This is a genomic window from Chryseobacterium sp. A321 (genome assembly GCF_054489265.1).
The window spans coordinates 1369612-1388987 of the sequence record NZ_JBTMWZ010000001.1; the positions used below are offsets into that span (position 1 = coordinate 1369612).

The 19376-nt window shown below is 41.6% G+C and carries 14 protein-coding genes and 4 pseudogenes; 10 read left to right on the forward strand and 8 right to left on the reverse strand.

Annotated elements, in window-relative coordinates:
- Positions 1-66 precede the first annotated feature (66 nt).
- Positions 67-2142 (reverse strand): alpha-ketoacid dehydrogenase subunit alpha/beta, encoded by a 2076-nt coding sequence (locus ACX3PZ_RS06465; RefSeq protein WP_459112286.1) that lies wholly within the window; start codon positions 2140-2142, stop codon positions 67-69.
- A 239-nt stretch (positions 2143-2381) separates the two neighbouring features.
- Between ACX3PZ_RS06465 and dnaE the strand changes: the two genes are divergently transcribed.
- The 7 genes from dnaE to ACX3PZ_RS06500 all read left to right on the forward strand — a co-directional run bounded on the left by dnaE (position 2382) and on the right by ACX3PZ_RS06500 (position 14353).
- Positions 2382-7013, forward strand: coding sequence for a DNA polymerase III subunit alpha (gene dnaE, locus ACX3PZ_RS06470; RefSeq protein ID WP_459112287.1), 4632 nt, complete (start codon positions 2382-2384; stop codon positions 7011-7013).
- A gap of 178 nt (positions 7014-7191) precedes the next feature.
- Positions 7192-7791, forward strand: a complete 600-nt coding sequence (locus ACX3PZ_RS06475) for a TetR/AcrR family transcriptional regulator (RefSeq protein ID WP_459083688.1) — start codon at positions 7192-7194, stop codon at positions 7789-7791.
- Between the two features lie 5 nt (positions 7792-7796).
- On the forward strand, positions 7797-9131 hold the full coding sequence (locus ACX3PZ_RS06480) for a TolC family protein (protein WP_459083689.1): 1335 nt from the start codon (positions 7797-7799) through the stop codon (positions 9129-9131).
- Between the two features lie 7 nt (positions 9132-9138).
- On the forward strand, positions 9139-10194 hold the full coding sequence (locus tag ACX3PZ_RS06485; RefSeq protein ID WP_459112288.1) for an efflux RND transporter periplasmic adaptor subunit: 1056 nt from the start codon (positions 9139-9141) through the stop codon (positions 10192-10194).
- Between the two features lie 21 nt (positions 10195-10215).
- On the forward strand, positions 10216-13365 hold the full coding sequence (locus ACX3PZ_RS06490; RefSeq protein WP_459112289.1) for an efflux RND transporter permease subunit: 3150 nt from the start codon (positions 10216-10218) through the stop codon (positions 13363-13365).
- A 245-nt stretch (positions 13366-13610) separates the two neighbouring features.
- On the forward strand, positions 13611-13904 hold the full coding sequence (locus ACX3PZ_RS06495; RefSeq protein ID WP_459112290.1) for a transposase: 294 nt from the start codon (positions 13611-13613) through the stop codon (positions 13902-13904).
- Between the two features lie 230 nt (positions 13905-14134).
- Entirely contained in the window at positions 14135-14353 is a 219-nt protein-coding gene (locus ACX3PZ_RS06500) for a DDE-type integrase/transposase/recombinase (protein WP_459112748.1), read from the forward strand.
- Positions 14354-14487: 134 nt separating this feature from the next.
- Here the strand turns inward: ACX3PZ_RS06500 and ACX3PZ_RS06505 are convergent, their stop codons facing one another.
- The 6 genes and pseudogenes from ACX3PZ_RS06505 to ACX3PZ_RS06530 all read right to left on the reverse strand — a co-directional run.
- Complete coding sequence (locus tag ACX3PZ_RS06505; RefSeq protein ID WP_459112291.1) at positions 14488-15396, reverse strand: TIGR01777 family oxidoreductase; 909 nt, start codon at positions 15394-15396, stop codon at positions 14488-14490.
- 173 nt (positions 15397-15569) lie between these two features.
- Positions 15570-15653 (reverse strand): annotated as a pseudogene (locus tag ACX3PZ_RS06510) (deoxyribodipyrimidine photo-lyase); the annotation flags it as partial.
- A 3-nt stretch (positions 15654-15656) separates the two neighbouring features.
- Complete coding sequence (locus ACX3PZ_RS06515; RefSeq protein WP_459112292.1) at positions 15657-16220, reverse strand: lipocalin family protein; 564 nt, start codon at positions 16218-16220, stop codon at positions 15657-15659.
- Positions 16204-16905: a lycopene cyclase domain-containing protein gene (locus ACX3PZ_RS06520; protein WP_459112293.1), complete on the reverse strand. Its 702-nt coding sequence runs from the start codon at positions 16903-16905 to the stop codon at positions 16204-16206. Before ACX3PZ_RS06520 ends, ACX3PZ_RS06515 begins: the two co-directional genes overlap by 17 nt.
- Positions 16902-17360 (reverse strand): sterol desaturase family protein, encoded by a 459-nt coding sequence (locus ACX3PZ_RS06525; protein WP_459112294.1) that lies wholly within the window; start codon positions 17358-17360, stop codon positions 16902-16904. Before ACX3PZ_RS06525 ends, ACX3PZ_RS06520 begins: the two co-directional genes overlap by 4 nt.
- A gap of 9 nt (positions 17361-17369) precedes the next feature.
- Positions 17370-17612 (reverse strand): annotated as a pseudogene (locus tag ACX3PZ_RS06530) (SRPBCC family protein); the annotation flags it as partial.
- A gap of 122 nt (positions 17613-17734) precedes the next feature.
- Here ACX3PZ_RS06530 and ACX3PZ_RS06535 point away from each other — a divergent pair.
- The 3 genes and pseudogenes from ACX3PZ_RS06535 to ACX3PZ_RS06545 all read left to right on the forward strand — a co-directional run bounded on the left by ACX3PZ_RS06535 (position 17735) and on the right by ACX3PZ_RS06545 (position 18963).
- Positions 17735-17929: a hypothetical protein gene (locus tag ACX3PZ_RS06535; RefSeq protein WP_459112749.1), complete on the forward strand. Its 195-nt coding sequence runs from the start codon at positions 17735-17737 to the stop codon at positions 17927-17929.
- Positions 17930-17953: 24 nt separating this feature from the next.
- Positions 17954-18309, forward strand: a pseudogene (locus ACX3PZ_RS06540) (endonuclease MutS2); the annotation flags it as partial.
- 117 nt (positions 18310-18426) lie between these two features.
- Entirely contained in the window at positions 18427-18963 is a 537-nt protein-coding gene (locus ACX3PZ_RS06545) for a type 1 glutamine amidotransferase domain-containing protein (protein WP_459112295.1), read from the forward strand.
- Positions 18964-19241: 278 nt separating this feature from the next.
- On the opposite strand, the pseudogene ACX3PZ_RS06550 reads toward ACX3PZ_RS06545, so the two are convergent.
- Positions 19242-19361, reverse strand: a pseudogene (locus ACX3PZ_RS06550) (DNA polymerase IV); the annotation flags it as partial.
- Positions 19362-19376 lie beyond the last annotated feature (15 nt).

Consider the following 19376-nt stretch of genomic DNA (forward strand, 5'->3'; position numbering starts at 1 on the left):
CTAAAAATTAGGATATTTTTTGTAAAAATACGGCAACAGCCGACTTTCCATACCTTGTCGATGCACTTAACGAGAAAGCATTTCTCTTATTTTTGCTTCTACTTTTTCGGCCGTAGGGAGCATTTCCTTTTCGAGTACGACATTGATAGGAACCGCGGGAGTGTCTTTTGCGCCTAAGGTTTCCACGGGCAAATCCAGTTGGAAGAAACAGTGGTGGGCGATTCGACTACTAAAGGCCTGAGCAAAGGAATTGGTCACTGCCTCCTCCGTGAGCACAAGGCATTTTCCGTGAACAGAAACTCTTTCAAAGACAAGGTCTTCGTCTAAGGGAACAAGCGTTCGAAGGTCAATGATTTCAATCCGATTTTCAAAGGCTTTTGCCGCTTGCTTGGCCCAATACACGCCCATTCCGTAGGTGACTACCACAAGGGTGCGTCCTTTATCGATTTGCTCTTGGTCTGCCAAAAGAATCTGGTTCGCCTTTCCAAAGGGCAAAATGTAGTCGGAATCAGGTTCAATGGTTTTTGCTTCTTCTGTTCCTGGAACTTTAGACCAGTAAAGTCCTTTGTGCTCTAGCATGAGAACCGGGTTAGGGTCGTAAAATGCAGCCTTTAGGAGTCCTTTAAAATCGGCCGCGTTGCTAGGGTAGGCAATCTTGATTCCTTTGATGGTGGCTAAAATGCTTTCAATGCTTCCACTGTGGTAGGGGCCTCCTCCTCCGTACGCGCCGATAGGGACACGGATGAGTGCAGAGATAGGAAATTTACCCATCGAGAGATAAGAAGATTTTGAAATTTCCGTGATGAGCTGATTAATACCTGGGTAAAGGTAGTCTGCAAATTGGACTTCCACAATCGGTTTTAGTCCCACGGCGCTCATTCCTACCGTGGAGCCTATAATATAGGCCTCTTGAATGGCGGTGTTGAAAACGCGCTCGTCTCCAAATTTATTTCCTAAGGTCACGGCTTCTCTAAAGACTCCACCAATTCGTTTGCCTACGTCCTGTCCATAGAGTAAGGCTTCCGGATGTGCGTACATGATTTCTTGGATGGCATGAATCGCCGCATCCACCATGACAATCTTTTCCTTGGTTCCTTCGGGAACTCTTATTCCTTTTTCTTCCAAAATGGGCGTGGGGGCAAAGACATGGTCCATCACGCTTTCTGGGTCTGGATCTGGCGCTTGGAGAGCTTTTTCAAAACTAAGTTTCGTTTCTTTTTTTGCCTCTTGCTCGATTCCCTGTAAAGTAGACTCTAAGATGCCGTATTCTAGAAGATCGTTTCTTAGCAAAACGCCTGGATCCTTTTTTCGGTGCTCTGAAAGGTCCTCTTCATCCCGGTAAAACTCTCGTCTTACGCCCGAAGTATGGTGGCCAATAAGAACCGTTTTTGCGCAAACCACGACGGGTTTATGCTGATCACGCACAATGGAAAATGCTTTTTCCATGCCCTGATAGGCCTCTACGAAATTAGTTCCATCAATGCGTAAGCGCTCAAGACCGGTAAATCCACTTGTGAATTCATAGGCATCTGCGGTGCGGGCTTCTTTGCCCGTGACGGAGATCCCCCAATCGTTATCCTGAACTAAAAACAAAATGGGAAGTTGGTGCAAAGCAGCGAACTGAAAGGCTTCGGAGACTTCTCCTTCTGTGACTGAATTGTCCCCTAGAGAGCAAACGACGATGGGATCTTTCTCAAAGGCTTTTAGCTTCTGGGTTTTTATGTACTTAAGTCCTTGCGCAACTCCTGTGGTGGGAATCGCCTGCATGCCTGTGGCAGAACTTTGATGAATCATTTTAGGCATTTCCTTGTCCCGGCTCGAAGGATGAGAATAGTAAGATCTTCCTCCAGAAAAAGGATCGTCCATTTTAGCGAGTAATTGAAGCATGAGCTCGTAGGGAGTAAATCCCATCCCTAGCAAAAGGCTCTCGTCTCGGTAGTAAGGAGAAACCCAATCGTCTTGGGTAAGAAGATAAGCGGTCGCGAGCTGCACTGCCTCATGGCCTCGAGACGTAGAATGCACATAGGGACAGAGGGCTCTGTTCTCCTCGTAATGATCGGCCATGGATTTAGCCATCATCATATGTTCGTACGCTTTTAAAAGAATCTGTTTTGAAATAGGAGCGGAAGTCTTGGTTTTCATAGGAGTTAAATATAATACTTTTGTCGTATATTGAAATGCTCTCTGCTACTGGCTGTACTAAACGCATGGCTTTTAGAGCGTCGCGCGTCTAGAGACGGGAATTTCACTTGAAAATTCCAATCAGAAGAGAAATATTCCTTTCCCCAAAAGGGCAGGTGAGCAGCGAAAATAAAAGAAGTTTATATACAATTTGAATCTCAGAAAAAAAGGCTCTAATTTTACCAAAAATAGTTAGCAAAATGTATTTAGTATTTGATACAGAAACCACCGGGCTTGCGAAAAGCATGCAAGCGCCCTACAGTGACACGGAGAACTGGCCGCGCATGGTGCAGATCAGTTGGCAGTTGCACGATACAGACGGTACGCTAATTGAAAACAAAGACTATATCATTCGTCCGGAGGGATTCGATATTCCCTACAAAGCGGCGGAGGTGCATAAAATCACCACCGAAATTGCGCAAAAAGAAGGACAGGATTTAAAAGAAATACTGCTCGAATTTAAGGAAGTCTTATCTAGGACTAAGGTCATGGTAGGGCATAATTTAGAGTTTGACCTTGGGGTTTTAGGCTCTGAGTTTTATAGAAAAACCCTTCCCTTTGAAATTGAAGAATTGCAAGTAGCCGATACCATGCACTTTGGAACCGACTTTTGTAAACTCTCTTGGGGACGTGCAGGCTACAAACCTCCTAGACTTGGAGAGCTTTACCAGATTCTCTTTCAAGAGGATTTTGATCAGGCGCACAACTCGGCGGCGGACGTAAATGCGACGGCCAGAGCCTTTTTCGAGCTTTTGCGTTTAAACGCGGTGCCACTAGCAAGCGTAGGGATTTCTGAGCAGCAATACACTTCTTTTAAAGCGAAAAATCCTACGCAAATTCAGTCCTTTGAGATTGTGGTCAAAAAGCAGCCGGGTATTGAGTCTCCTACAGTCGGTAAGACGAAAAAACCTACGGTAGAGATCGAACTCGGATCTTATTTCAATTTTCATAACCACAGTATATACTCTTCTTTACAAGGCTCAAGTAGCCTTACGGACTTAATTGACGAGGCCTTTGAAAATGAGTTTCCCGCGGTAGGTCTCGTGGATCTTGGCAACATGATGGGCGCCTTTAAATTCAATGCGGAACTTCAAAATAGAAACAGTGCTCTTGAAAAAGAGTACAGAGCTTATACGGAAAGAGAGAAGGAGGCAAAAGAGAAAGGAGAAGAGTGGAACGAAGTGCCCCCAAAGAAGCCCATTGTAGGAATCATTGGGTGTGAGTTCTATTTGTCGGACCGACCGGAGCAAAAGCAGTTTACCAAAGACAATCCCGACAAACGATCGCGAGTGGTTTTGCTTGCGAAGAATAGGAACGGGTATAAGAATTTAGTAAAACTCTCTTCCCTTGGCTATGTGAATGGTTTTTATTTTGGGGTTCCTCGAATCTCAAGACAGATGGTAAAAGAATATAAGGAGGACTTAATTGCCCTTTCGGCTGGCCTTCAGGGCGACATCCCTCAAACCATTTTGGAACTAGGAACGCAGAAAGGGGAGGAGCTCACCCTGTGGTGGAAGGAAACCTTTGGTGAGGATTTCTATCTTCAAATTCAAAGCCATGGAGTGCAAGAAGAGAACCATGTAAATTCTGTTTTGGTAGAATTGAGCGAAAAGCATTCGATTCCGCTACTTGCTCAAAACGAAACCTATTATTCTGAGGCTACGGACGCGAAGATTCAAGAAATCCTTAGCTGTATAAAAGACGGAGAGAAGTTAAGTACGGAGGTCGGACGAGGCTTTGGGAAACGAAAAGCGCTTCCTTCCAAAGAGTACTACCTTAAAAACAGACAGGAGTTAAAGAAATCCTTTGCCCAGTTTCCCACCGCGTTCTCCGCGTACGAGGATCTGGTCAAAAAATTTGAACCTTATAGTTTGAAGCGCGATGTGCTTCTTCCCGAATTTGCGATTCCAGAAGAATTTCGAAGTCCACTGGATTTAGAGGACGGAGGGAAACGAGGAGAGAATGCGTATCTCCGACACCTTACGATTGAAGGAGCCAAAGCGCGTTATAAGGAAATTACGCCTGAGATTCAGGAGCGTTTGGATTTTGAACTGGAGGTAATTGCCAATACGGGGTATCCTGGATACTTCTTAATTGTGCAAGACTTTTGTAACGAAGCCAGAAAGATGGGCGTATGGGTTGGACCGGGTAGGGGATCGGCAGCCGGTTCTGCCGTGGCATACTGCACGGGGATTACCAATGTGGATCCGATTAAATACGATTTGCTATTTGAGCGATTTTTGAATCCAGAAAGGGTGTCCATGCCCGATATTGACATTGACTTTGATGACGAAGGAAGAGACCGAATTATTAAGTGGGTGATTGAAAAGTATGGGAAAACCAATGTAGCTCAAATTATCACGTATTCTGTTTTAGGAGGGAAATCCGCGATTAAAGACGCAGGTAGGGTCCTTGAATTCTCTATTGGAGAAACCAACGAACTCGCCAAATTAATTCCTCCCTCTCCGGGGATGAACTTTCAAAAAGCCTTTGCGAAATACGACAAACTGCCCCCAGAGGATCAAATGCTTGTCGATGAAATGAAGAGAATCCTAGGGGACTCGAAAGATCCCCGTCATGCCGTGCTTTCCGCGGCTCAGAAATTAGAAGGAGCCATTCGAAATACAGGGATTCATGCTTGCGGGGTCATCATTACGCCCGAAGACATCTCCAATTTAGTCCCTATTTCCATTGCGGCGAAAGACTCTGAAATCTTAGTTTCTCAGTTTGACAACTCGGTGGCGGAGAATGCGGGACTTCTCAAGATGGACTTTTTAGGACTTCGTACCTTGACGATACTGAAGGATGCTCTTAAATTAATTAAAAAGAACCACGGGGTGGATATCGACATAGATACCCTTCCACTTGACGATACCAAAACGTATGAACTCTTCCAAAAAGGACACACGGTAGGGATTTTCCAGTACGAGAGTCCGGGAATGCAAAAATACATGCGGGAGCTAAAACCGACCGTTTTTGCGGATTTAATTGCGATGAACGCTCTGTATCGTCCAGGTCCTATTAAATACATTCCAAGTTTCATTAACCGAAAACATGGAGAAGAAGAAATCGTATACGACCTTCCTGAGGCGGAAGAATACCTAAAGGAAACCTATGGAATTACCGTTTACCAGGAACAGGTAATGCTCCTTTCTCAAAAGCTTGCAGGCTTTACGAAAGGGGAGGCAGATACCCTTAGAAAGGCCATGGGGAAGAAGCTAAAAAGCGTTCTCGATGAACTCTATCCTAAATTCATGGAAGGAGGAAAAGAGAAAGGACACGACGAAAAAGCCCTCAATAAAATATGGAAAGACTGGGAGGCCTTTGCCGAGTATGCCTTTAACAAATCCCACTCGACTTGTTACGCACTTATTGCCTACCATACGGCTTATCTAAAAGCGAACTATCCTGCGGAGTACATGGCAAGTGTCATGACCCACAATTTAAATAACACGAAGCAGATTACTCTTTTCATGGAGGACTGCCGTAGCATTGGTGTCGATGTACTTGGACCCGATGTGAACGAATCCCATTACGAGTTTGCGGTCAATGACAAAGGGCAAATCCGTTTTGGCTTAGGAGCCATTAAAGGAATTGGAGAAGGGCCAAGTGAGGCCATTGTTCAGGCTAGGGAAGCAGGTCGCTTTGAAACGGTCTATGATTTTTTTGAACGCATTCCGTCTCGAGAAATGAACAAAAGGGTAGCGGAAAGTTTGGTGATTGCAGGCGCCTTTGACGAACTAGACTCTTACCATAGAGCGCAGTATTTTGAAATCGATACGATGGGCAAAACCACCCTTGAGAGGCTTCTTCGATACGGACAGAGTTTTCAAGAGGGCAAGAATGAAATTCAAAATTCACTCTTTGCTGATTTTGCGGACGAGGTACAAATCGAAACGCCAAAGATTTTACCGGCGCCCGAATGGCAGAGCATGCACAAGCTAAACAAAGAAAAAGAAATTATTGGGTTCTACTTGTCTTCACACCCTTTAGATGAATTCAAGTTTCAATTTGAATTCTTGCAAGGACAACTCTCAAAACAAAGCGTTTTGCAGGATCCAAGTGAGCAGGCAGAACTTGAAAAAGCACCTCTCGTGTCGATGGATGCGGATATAGTCCTTGAGGAGGGTATAGATTTAGACCTAGAAGCAGACGATATGGATGCTATGGTGGGACTGGAACAAACGGTTATTGAACCCAGGGGCGCCCTTGGATTTTTGAACTTGGATCAGATTGATCCGTTCCGCGACCAGCAGTATGGACCGGAACAAATCCGACTCTATGAAGAAATCAAAGACTACAAAGAGAAGCAAAGATTTCGGGAGAATGCAAAAGAATACATGGTCTCTGGACTTATTACGGAATACACCGTGCGCGATGCGAGAAACAGCGGAGAGAAAATTGCTTTTCTAACCCTAGAAGACTACAGCGGTAGTTATTCGTTCCGATTGGGTGACCGAGATTATCTCCGACTTCGAGACCGGCTCGATTTGCAACGCTTCGTCATTTTAAAAATCAAGTACTCCATCGCAAAAGACTCACGCGTTTTTGTCAACGTTTCCGAAGTTTTTGATTTGAAGGAAGCGTTTGAAAAGTTTGCAAGAAGTCTTTCCCTTGTGCTGGATGTAGTTCATGTACGAAGGGAAGATTTTGAATTCTTGAAACGGGTTCTAGCTGAGTTTCCAGGCGACCAAAAGTTGAATTTCTATATCAAAGACTCGCGAGATCAGTCCCATATGGAACTGCCTTCTTTAAAAGCGCAAATCGAGGTAAATCCAACGCTCCTTTCTAGTTTAAAAGGAGACAATCGCTATTCGTTTTACTTAAATTAACCTTACGTTCATGCATTTTTAAAATACTTCCTTTTTGAAAGGAAGTATTTTTGCATGGGCGATAGCAGTGAAAACAGGCATCGGAAAAGAGGGATGAAAAATAATTGAAAAAAACTAGGAAACTTTTTTGGTTTATTAGTTTTCTCTAGCGTATCTTTGCCACTTGAAATTTACAAGAATGGCCTCGAATGAAGAATTTTTAGAAACCGCCTCGAAGCTCTTTATGGAGAACGGAGCCAAAACTCTGACCATGGATGAGGTCGCGAGAGAATTTTCGATTTCAAAGAAGACGCTCTACCAATTGTACAAAAATAAAGAAGCGTTATTAGAAGATGTACTTAACTATCAACTTCAAAAAGTGATAGAAAAAATGGAACTGTTAGATTCCAAAGTGGAAAATGCAGTGGCGCGCATGTTTTGCCGAGATGAAGAAATTGATCAGGCGGTTCGCACCAACAATTCCATGCTGATTCGTCAATTGATCCGCTATTACCCCAATATTTTTTACTCGCACATGAAGCGTTTCGGAAACCGATTCGCGACAGTGCTTATTCGCAATATTCATAGGGGGAGAGAGCAGGGACTTTACCGAAAGGATTTTGACGAGAAAATTTATGCCAAGTTGTTTTTGCAACTCGTGATGTCCTACGATGCATCTCCCTTCTTTGACGAGGAAGAGAAGGAACGTACGGATTTTATGGAGGAAGTAATCCTTATGTACATGCAATCGATTACGAGCGAAGAGGGCAAGAGAGAATTAGAAAAAGTTAACAAATAAAATCGATGAATAAACTATTAATGGCAGTCGCCCTTATGGCAAGTGGAATTGCTTTTGGACAAAACACGCAGGTGCTGACTCTGTCTGAGGCGATTAATTTTGCACTCGAGCACAAGGCCGAGGCGCAAAAAGCAAGACTGGATGTGCTCAAAGGTCAGGCTCAAATTGCAGAGGTGAAAGCGGGCGCTTATCCTCATGTGAATTTTACGAGCTCAACTTCTTACAATCCTTTGCTTCAAGAAACGGTTCTCCCTGGGGAAATGTTTGGGGCTCCCGGACAACAAGTGAAAGTAGCCTTTGGACAAAAATGGACTTCTAGTAACATGGTTCAGCTATCGCAAGTTCTGTTTAACCAGTCGGTGTTTACAGGGCTGAAAGCAGCCAAGTCCACCACAGAGTTTTACCAAATTAATGCAGAGCTTACGGAGGAACAGATCATTGAAAAAGTAGCTACAGCTTATTTTCAAGTATACCAATCCGAAGAAATGCTCCACAATGCGGAAAACAACCTGGAAATTACAAATCAAACCATTCAAATTATTAAAGGTCTATACGATGCAGGACTTGCCCGTAAGATCGATTACGATCGTGTGGTCGTGGCTCGTAACAATGTGAGTTCCGGTGTGAAACAGCTAGAAAACAGTGTGGACTTGGCCGAGAATGCACTTAAGTTCATGATCGGAATGCCGATGGAATCGGAGATCACGCTACCAGAAGGAAGTTTTGAACCGGGAATGCTCTCTCAAGCGGATTATGAAGTAGACCAGCGCACGGAAGTGAAATTAATGAACAAGCAACTTGAACTTCTCGATTGGCAAAAGAAAGCCTCAGAAGCGGAGTACTATCCTACCGTATCGCTTTCAGCGAACTATGGCTTTCTAGGACAAGGTGAGAAAATGCCTTGGTGGAATGGACAGAAGCAGGGCGTTTTTTGGTCTGACATGGCTTCCATTGGACTTAATATTCAAGTGCCTATTTTTAATGGATTTGCCACGAAATCAAAAATAGAACTCAATAAAATAGAAATTCAAAAGGCAGAGGCAGACCTTGTAGAAACCAAATTAGGTCTCGACCTTGCTTATAAGAATGCTCGCACCTCTCTTGAAAACAATTTAACGCTTATCGCTTCGCAAGAAGAGAACGTTCAATTGGCGCAAGATGTTCTTTCCAACACGCGTAGCAACTACCAGTACGGACTTGCAACCCTAAACGATATATTGGATGCAGAAAGGGATTTAACGGACGCAAAAGACCATTTAACTCAAGCCAAACTAGATTATAAACTCGCTGAAATCAACCTGTTAAAATCACAGGGGAAACTAAGAACTTTAAATTATTAATTCGATCATGAAAAAAAATACAATTATCACCCTGGTTTCCCTTATCGTAGTTGGGGTACTTGCGTTTTTCATTTTGCAACGCAACAAATCAAAAAACGAGGCCGAAGTGGCGATCGTAGCGCAAAAAAATAAGGATGTAGCCGTTCGAACGACTCTTGTAAAATCCGAATTGATTGAAGGAGCTTTTCAAGTGAACGGGAACTTTGTACCGAACCGCGAGGTAACAATCGCTTCTGAGATCACAGGACAGTTAGCTTCCCTATATGTAAAAGAAGGAAGTTACGTGAAAGCAGGACAAAGCATTGGTCGTCTCGTAGGAGATAAGCTAAATGTTAACGTATCCAATGCACAGGCCAATTTAGCCAACGCACAACAGGCACTTAGCCGATACGAACAGGCTTACAAAACCGGAGGGGTAACCGCCCTTCAATTAGACCAAGCGAGACTTCAAGTCACAAACGCAAGAGCGCAAGTGCAGTCTGCGAACTTGGTTTCAGGCGATACAAACATTGTTTCAAAAATAAGCGGGATTGTCAATCAAAAATTCGTGGAAATTGGAACCATTCTAAGTCCAGGAACACCGATCGTTGAAATCGTAGACATTTCTTCTGTGAAACTACGTGTGGATGTAGACCAGTCTTTAGTGAGCAACCTGAAAGTAGGGGACTTAATTAAAGTAAAAGTGGATGTAAGCGATGCAGAACTAGAAGGAAGAATTACTTTTATTGCACCCTCAGCATCTGGCGCTTTAAAATTCCCTGTCGAAATTGCGGTTAAAAATGCATACAATCAACTAAGAGCAGGAATGTACGGAACGGCCATGTTCAATCGCGTATCCGATGGGAAAACGCTTTTAATTCCTAGATCAGCTTTTGTAGGATCCGTTAGTGACAACCAAGTGTTTGTGGTTAAAAATGGAGTGGCTTATTTAACAAAAATTCAAAGTGGAGCTAATTTAGGCGACAATGTAGAAGTGGTAAGTGGCCTGAAAGAAGGCGAAATGGTGGTGACCAGCGGTCAGATTAACCTAAGCGACAAAACAAAAGTAAGCCTACTTAAATAACGATTGTAATACAAGAATAGAATGAAATTAGCAGAAGTATCGATCAAGCGACCAAGTTTGGTCATCGTGATGCTTGCCTTACTGATTATTGGGGGACTCTTTAGTTACTCTCAGCTGAATTATGAGCTGATCCCTAAATTTGAAGTGAAGGTAGTCACAGTGGCTACGGTCTATCCAGGAGCCTCGCCCGCCGAGGTAGAAAATACGGTTTCGCGTAAAATTGAAGACGCGATCTCCGCCCTAGAAGGAATTAAGAAGATTCAATCCAAGTCTTACGAAAGTTTATCCGTCGTTATTATTGAATTTAATAACGATGCCGATGTCGACTTCGCCTTAAACGAAGCGCAGCGGAAAATTAATGCCATTCGATCGGATTTACCTGAGGACATTGATGAGCCTTCGCTCTCCCAGTTCTCGTTATCCGATATGCCGATTGTGCGTATGGGGGTAACCGCCAACCTAACCGAAAACGAACTCTACGACTTAATTGACGAGCGTATCCAGCCGGAAATCTCCAGAATTACAGGGGTATCAAAGGTGGATATTGTCGGAGGTCAAGAAAGAGAGATACGAATCAACTTAGATCAAAACAAACTACAGGGGTATGGTCTTACCATTCCTCAAGTAGAGCAAATCATTGCGGCTTCGAATTTGGACTTCCCAACGGGAAGTTTAAAGACGAGAGAAAATTCCACTTTGATTCGTTTGGCAGGTAAAATTACCTCTGTAGATCAGCTAAGGAATTTAACCATTGCCTCTGTCGGAGGTCAAAATATTAAGCTTTTGGATGTGGCCGAGGTACAGGATACACAGAAAGAAGCGGACAAACTAGCCCGAATCAATCGCCAAAGTACCATTATGCTTCAAGTGCAAAAGCAGACGGATGCCAATGCGGTGGAAGTGAGTTCCCTAGTGAGAGAGAAAATCGCACAAATTGAAGCGCAGTATAAAGATACGGGCGTGAAGATTGACATTGCGGACGATACCTCCTTATTTACCCTTGAAGCAGCGAACGCGGTAATCAAAGACTTACTGATCGCGATTTGCCTTGTGGCTTTCGTGATGCTTTTCTTCCTTCATAGTTTTAGAAACGCTTTGATTGTAATGGTTGCGATTCCAACCTCGCTTATTGCCACCTTTATTGGACTCAATCTACTTGATTATAGTTTGAACTTGATGAGTTTACTAGGTCTCTCCCTTGTGGTGGGGATTCTAGTGGATGACGCGATCGTAGTGATTGAAAACATTCACCGTCACATGGAGATGGGGAAAAACAAAGTACGTGCGTCGTATGACGGAGCGAAAGAAATTGGATTTACCGTAACTGCAATTACCCTTGTAATTGTGGTGGTGTTCTTACCGATTGCCCTTTCTTCTGGTCTTGTAACGGACATTATTAAGCAGTTTACGGTGACCGTGATTATTGCGACTTTGCTTTCCTTACTTATTTCCTTTACAGTGGTGCCATGGCTCTTCTCTCGTTATGGGAAATTAGAGACCATTAGCAACAAAACTTGGTTTGGGAAAATCATTACGAAGTTTGAAGAGGGACTGAGCTGGTTTACCCGCAAAATGGAATCCATCCTTCGATGGAGTTTAGTTCATAAACTTAGAACTTTTGGAGTTGTAATTGTTCTTTTTGTAAGTTCTATTCTGCTTTTAGCCTTTGGTTACATTGGAACGGATTTCTTCCCAGCCAATGACAAAGGGGAATTCTTAGTTCAATTCGAGATGCCGAAAGACACCTCACTTGAAGAAACCAATTTCATGACTCAAAAGGCGGAGAACTATGTGGCTCAAAAGCCCGAAGTGGAAAGTATGATTACTTCCGTAGGACTGGTGAGTGGAGATATGGGAGCGATGCAATCGACCAATTACAAATCGGAGATTAGCATTGTTCTAAAAGAAGATACAGAGGAAGCGACCAAGGTTTATTCTGCCAAACTAAAAAGAGAACTTGAAAAAGAAGTCGTTGGAGTAAAAATCACCACAGTTCCTGTAGGATTTATGGGGGCTGAAATGGCACCGCTTCAAATGACGGTCACAGGTCCTGAGCTTGAAACTGTAATGCAGTACGCCAAAATGGCGGAAGCGAAGTTAAAAGCGATCGACGGTTCTTCTGAGGTAGAACTCTCTGTAGAGGAAGGAAATCCAGAAATCTCTATTAATGTCGATCGTGATAAAATGACCGCTTTAGGACTTAACGTGGCGAGCGTCGGAACGACCCTAAGAACTGGATTTAGTGGAAATACAGACAATAAGTTCCGTACCGGAAACAGCGAGTATGACATTAACATCATCCTAGATGAAACCAACAGAAAAAGCATAGACGACGTGAAAAACGTAACGTTTATAAATAACCAGGGCCAACAGATCCAATTGGCGCAGTTTGCAGACATCGTTTACAGTTCCGGTCCTGCGCTTCTAGAGCGTTTTAACAGAACTCCTTCCGTAACTGTGCAAGCGCAGGTTGTAGGTCGTACGACTGGAGCGGTCGCTGCAGATTGGGAAGCCTCTCTTGCAGAAGAAAAAGCACCTGCAGGCGTCACTTGGGTTTGGGGTGGAAACATGGAAAATCAAAGTGATGGGTTTGGAACGCTAGGCGTTGCCCTAATGGCAGCGGTGCTACTCGTATACATGATTATGGTCGTTCTCTACGATGACTTTATCAAACCGTTTATCGTTTTATTCTCGATCCCGCTATCCTTCATTGGAGCGCTTTGGGCTCTTGCCTTAACGAATCAGAGTTTGAATATTTTCACCATCTTAGGGATTATCATGCTGATTGGTCTGGTGGCCAAGAACGCCATCTTACTGGTGGACTTCATTAACCACCGACTCGATGCAGGAGAGAATATTGAAAACGCGATTGTCCAAGCGAATCACGCGAGACTTCGTCCGATTCTAATGACAACCATTGCAATGGTCTTTGGTATGCTTCCTATTGCCATGGCAACGGGCGCAGCAGCCTCAATGAATAATGGACTTGCGATTGTTATTATCGGGGGACTAATCTCTTCGTTATTCCTAACGTTAATTATTGTTCCTGTGGTTTATTACATTATTGTAAGACTCGAGAACCGTTTTTCAAAACACGAAAAAGTGGATTACGGATCTGAGATGACTGCAGACTATAAGCATCTTCATCCAGAGGATGAACTAGAATTTTAATTCTTATGCCGAATTAAATCTCGGAGAAACGATAGTGCAAGGGTCTACTTTTTAAGTGGACCCTTGTTATTTGTAAATGATATTGATTAGATGCGGAAGATCCTGCTTTCCTTACGTAGGATTTTCTACTTTTACACGATGGATCTGACGTTAAGAACAGAAAGAAGAGTGGAGTATAATACCCCGACAAATTCAGAGCACTTGACTAATTGAAAAAAGAGTTGAAAATTAATCAAGTGAAAATTATGAAAAAGAAGCACAAGAAAATTCGATCCTCGTTCAAGGCGCAAGTTGTCGTTGAGGCATTGAAAGAGCGACCTGCACTGTCGGAACTTGCCGTTAAGTTTGGTTTGCACCCTATTCAGATATTGCAATGGAAGCAGAAATTTTTAGAGAACTCAGCGCTTGTTTTTGAGCAGAAAACCAAATCAGCAACCTCTGATAATGATGTGGATGTGGAAAAGCTGTATTCCAAAATCGGGAGTTACAGATGGAGATGGACTTTTAAAAAAAAAAGTTTAGCCAGGTTAGGCCTATGATTGATTCAAAACTTTTAATTGACAAGAACCACGCTCCGAACATCCGTAAACAATGTGAGATACTGGAAATAAACCGTTCCGGACTCTATTATGAACGCAAAGGAGAATTACAGGAGAATCTGGAAATCATGAAAATCGTTGACAGGCATATCCTGGAGGAACATACTGCTGGGGTCTAACCCATGAAAGGCAAGGGTATTACTGCCGGATATGAGCGTGTAAGGCCACTGATGAGGTTGGGCCACATCAAACCCATCTATCCCCGCAGGCATTTAACAGAATGGAAAAAGAACGGATATAATCACCCTTATTTGCTGAGGGATCTGAATATAACTCGTAGCAACCAAGTGTGGGAGGTTGATATTACGTACATACCCATGGCCACAGGATTTATGTATTTAACGGCGATTATAGATGTTTACAGCCGCTATATCGCTGCCGGGGTATAAATATATTGTGGGGTTCAGGGCTTGAATCCTACGTCAAGCAAAAACAAGGTTAGGCGTTATCATTAGGTGAGTCTATTACCCTTGAATCCAGACCCATCGGCTCTGTCGTCGGAGTGTAATTCACCATCGCCTTTCTACAAAAAAAAAGTCTTATCAATCGAGCTATCCTCAAATTTAAAGCCGGCCTTTTTTATTCTTTCATTGGCCACCTTAGAACCATTTAATAACATGACAGACATTTCTCCAAAAAATAATTTTATCAGAAATGCAGGTGCATTGGGCAAAAAGGTTTTCTTACCAAATGCTTGTAGAAGTGCTTTTGATAAATCATTCATCGTGATGTGCTCGGACGAAACAGCATTAAAAACCCCACTTATTCCATTTGTTTTCAAGATAAACTGATACAACCTGACTAAATCTCGAATTCCAATCCAAGGTAAATATTGTTTGCCATTTCCTAAAGATGTATTGATGCCTACTTTCGCCAAAGGCGCTAATTTTTGATACATGCCACCATCTTTCCCTAGGACAACACCCTGTCTTAAAATCACGGTCGCAATACCCAAACTTTCGAATTGCAATGCTGATTTTTCCCACTGCTCGCAGACAGAAGCTAAAAAATCGTTACCATTATTGGATGTTTCTGTGAATATCTCCTCTGTAGTAACTGCGCCATAATAACCTACGGCAGACGAAGAAATGAAAGTATTTATGCTATGATTTCTTGTTTTAACATAGGTGTAAAGTAAATCTATTGACTTTGTTCGGCTCTCAATGATTTCGATTTTTCTTTTATTAGTCCAAGGTTTTTCGCCAATGTTCGCTCCTGTTAGATTGATGATTTTTGTAACACTTTCAAAGGCTTTTTCGTCAATATAGCTTCTATCGACGTCCCATTGAAAAAAATGAATGTTTTCAGTGTTAATGTTGCTGCTTCTTCTTCTTCGAGTTAAAACATTAACAATATAGCCGCAATTTATCAGGTGCCTTATCAATGCTTTTCCGACAAAACCTGTTCCTCCGGCAATTAGTATCGTTTTCATTTGTTAATTTTTGAATGTAACTCTGGATAAGCTCGTTTCAACCAAATCGTATAAGGAGACGGATTGTTTTTTTTGAATACGATAGAATTTCATCTATATGCATCCATTTATAATCTTTCACCTCATCTTTATTTAAAACAGGATCTTGATTTGAAAAACCTATGACGACACAGCAACATCGGAAATTCAGATGCAAGTGCCTGATATAACCCCACATTGTCATCCAAACGCAAGTCTCTACGAAACCAAAAACGCAGACCTTACTTTTCACTCAGGAATGGATTGTCGTTCCTGTCGTGTTTTACCCAAATGAGTTTAGATGTATCGTAGCCTATTTCTTCTGCAATTTTCAAGTAGTTGGATTTAACTTCTTCAGAAATATTTTTTGTTTTTGATAAGATCCACAAATAATCCAAGTCTTTTCCTGCAATTAAGGCGTATTGGTAATTTTCATCCAGTGCCACTACATTGTAACCGGCATAAAAGGGACCGAAGAAGCTTACTTTTAATTCTGCAATATCTTTACTTCCTCTAAACTTTGCTAATCCATCCGCTTTTTTCCATTCTGCTTTTTTGTAATTATAACCACTGTTCAACACAGTGATGTTGCCTTTTTTGTTCAGGCTGTATTGAGCGGAGACATTGTCCAAGTTCTTTTCAAAACGAAAATCGAAACGGGCAATTTCATACCATGTCCCCAAATAACGACTGATATCAAAGTTTTTGACCGCCTCAGCATTTTTTGGAATGGAGGCACAGGAATTTAAAAGAGCAACGAAGCCTATGGAACAAGCTACTATTAAAATTTTATTTGTTGTTTTCATCGCGTGTATGTTTAAATTTTTTAAAAAAGTAAAGCACTAAAAGAAACTGTGTGTATCCGTAAACCGCATCTTCGATTGGTATCGTTAGTATTCGTATACCTAGGAAATCTCCGGAATTGTAATTTACTATTGGTATTTCTAATCCTGTGCCGGTCAGCACACCATTTACTGGAAAGAAACCTAACAATAATATCGTAAATACCAGCGATGCTTTGCCAATCCAATCTGCCCGAGCAATGAAATGCAGGTAAATTAAAGTTGCTGAAGTGGTGATAGCTGTTACCAATGTATAAATTTTATCGTAATGCAACAAAGCGATAACCATACAGACAATCAAACTGACAAAAACGATCAGATTATTAAAACTGGATAGCCATCCTAGCTTGAAAAATTCATCAAAACAAAAATAGGTAAATATGCATGAAAACGGAATGAAAATAAAGAAAAGCCATTCTTCAAGAGGCAATCCCGCTATCACTATTCCAAGCGTGTAGTCTGTGTTGAACCACCACACACCTTTTGCCGTAAACCATACATCCCAAGAAATAAATGGAATGGCAACTAGAAAGGCGGATTTTATATACGCACCAAAATATCGATTAAAGCGAATTCGACTATCAAAAGATGCAATGAAACAAATAATAACCGTAAAAAATAATATCAGTAAATAAGTATATGCTATCATTTTTTAGAAGAATTATAATACATTTTAAAATACTTGAATGGCACATATAAGAAGCCAAAACATTCACCATTTTCTTTGCCAATATGCTTGTGATGTTGTTTATGTGCTCTGCGAAGTGCTAAAAAATAGATGTTTTTCGTGCTGGTCAATAATTTAATCCGTTGGTGGATAAAGACATCGTGTACGAAAAAATAGGCCATTCCATAGAACATAATGCCCAGTCCTATAAAAAACATATAATTGAAATTTTCGAGCGAACCGAAATACATTAAAGCAATTGTTGGTAAAGCAAATATGACAAAGAAATAGTCGTTTTTTTCAAGAACTCCGTCATTGCTATGATCGTGATGGTCTTTGTGTAAACCCCAAAGAAAGCCGTGCATAATATATTTGTGGATAATCCACGTTGCTCCTTCCATCCCCATAAATGATCCGAATACAATTAAAAAATTCATAGTTGTTTTTTACTTGTTAAATAGCTTTTCTAAAACGCTGTAGCGGAAATCAAAAATGTCCGCTAATTTCTTTTTCACAAAGAGCCGATGTACCATCTTCCCCAAAAAACCGAAAGGCAATTCATAATCTACGGTATCTTTCATTAGTACACCGTCTTTATTGGGGATGAATTCGTGAAAATGGTTCCAGTATTTGTAAGGTCCTTTCTCCTGGAAATCAGTAAAGCTTTTATTGGGTTCCACATGTGTAATTCTCGATACCAAACTGTTCCCAATAAAAAAGTGATTCCCGAACACGATTCGGATAAAAACTTAAATTTATTTCGCCAAACATCTACTAGTTCAATACGGAATGCGCCCAGTTTATCGCCTTAATCAACAAATACCAACCCGATGTCTTTCTCACCATGGAAAGTAATTCCAATTGCGAAAAAGCACTTCAGAAAATGGAAAACGAATATCCCTACTCCCAAAAAGTAACGCTGGAAAACACCTACGGAATGCATTTCTACTCGAAACTTTCGATTAAAACAGCAAAAACCCACTTCTTTGGAAGAAAAAACATCTAAGGAACGCGATGGCGACCTGTTAAGCATGGCAAATCGCGCAAAAATGTCGTGAAAGATTTCGTGAAGATTCTCGAGCAGGAAAAACTCCGCCAACTCGGGTCTGATAAAGATAAGACGAAGAAACTTCAGGTAATCAAGCGAAAAATCACACAACAATGCAAAAGGAAAACGTACAGGAAAAAATCTCTGAAACCCACGAGAAATTAGAAGATAAGCGGATATAAGAATGCGCAGTTTGGCTAAAGGTGGGCCAACCCGTAAGGATCTCCGGTAGCACAAACGTGGGAACGATCGAAAAAATTGATAAAAACCAAAAGGTGACGATGAATTACGGATTGTTCAAGACTCAAATTTCGGTAGATGAGCTCGAGAGAATTTAATTTAAATGGGCTTAAAAGATTAAATCTTAAACTTTTATAATTTTTAATAATTCTTCATAAAACCAAATATGTCGGCCGGATATTTGCCTATGTTTTCACAATTAAAAATCAAGAATTATGTCAACATTAGAAAATAAAAAGATTGCAGTATTATCTGCGGATGGATATGAGCAAAGTGAATTGGAACACCCTGTGGAAGCTTTAAAAAATGCAGGTGCAAACGTAGAAATAATCTCACTTAAAAGCGGTGAAATAAAAGGGATGGTACACTTCGAATGGAGCAATTCGGTAAAAGTTGATAAAACTGTTTCCGAAGCAAAAGCTTCCGATTACGACGCGTTACTTTTACCAGGTGGCGTTTTTAATCCCGATGCAGTGCGCGTTGACGAAAATGCGTTAAAATTTGTGAAAGATTTTTTCAACGAAAATAAACCAGTGGCAGCCATTTGCCACGGACCGCAAACATTGATCAACGCTGACGTGGTTTCTGGTAAGAAAATGACTTCAGTACAAGCTATTTCCAAAGATTTGAAAAATGCCGGTGCGAATTGGGTCGACGAACAAGTAGTGACAGACGGAAATCTTACGACAAGCAGAACTCCAGATGATTTACCTGTCTTTAGCGAAAGGATTGTGCAGGAATTCGCAAAATAAAATATAAAGCAAAGCTTTGTCAAAGTATTTTTTGGCAAAGCTTTTTTTTTAAGGTGATGGTCTCGAAAGTGGAAGAGAAATCCTTGCAATTGCCTGTATTTACTCCGTCAGCATACTTTTTCATTGCTACTGCTAGGGATTCAACCTTTTGTGAATCTACTGCAACTCTATAATACTTCATGAAAATGATTTCTGGACAACAGTCTGGAACCGCAGACATCTTTGATTGGTTAATTTTTAAGCAAAGATCACAAGGTTGTCAGCAGTTGATAAAAAAAAACCACGCCCCGGTCTCCACCACCTATGATATCGGGCTCTTTCTCCAATACAGAGTTTTTAAGCCGCTCACAGGAAACAAAGAACGTATCCAAATCCATATGTGCAATTGCTCTTTCCATGTTGCAAAATTAGTT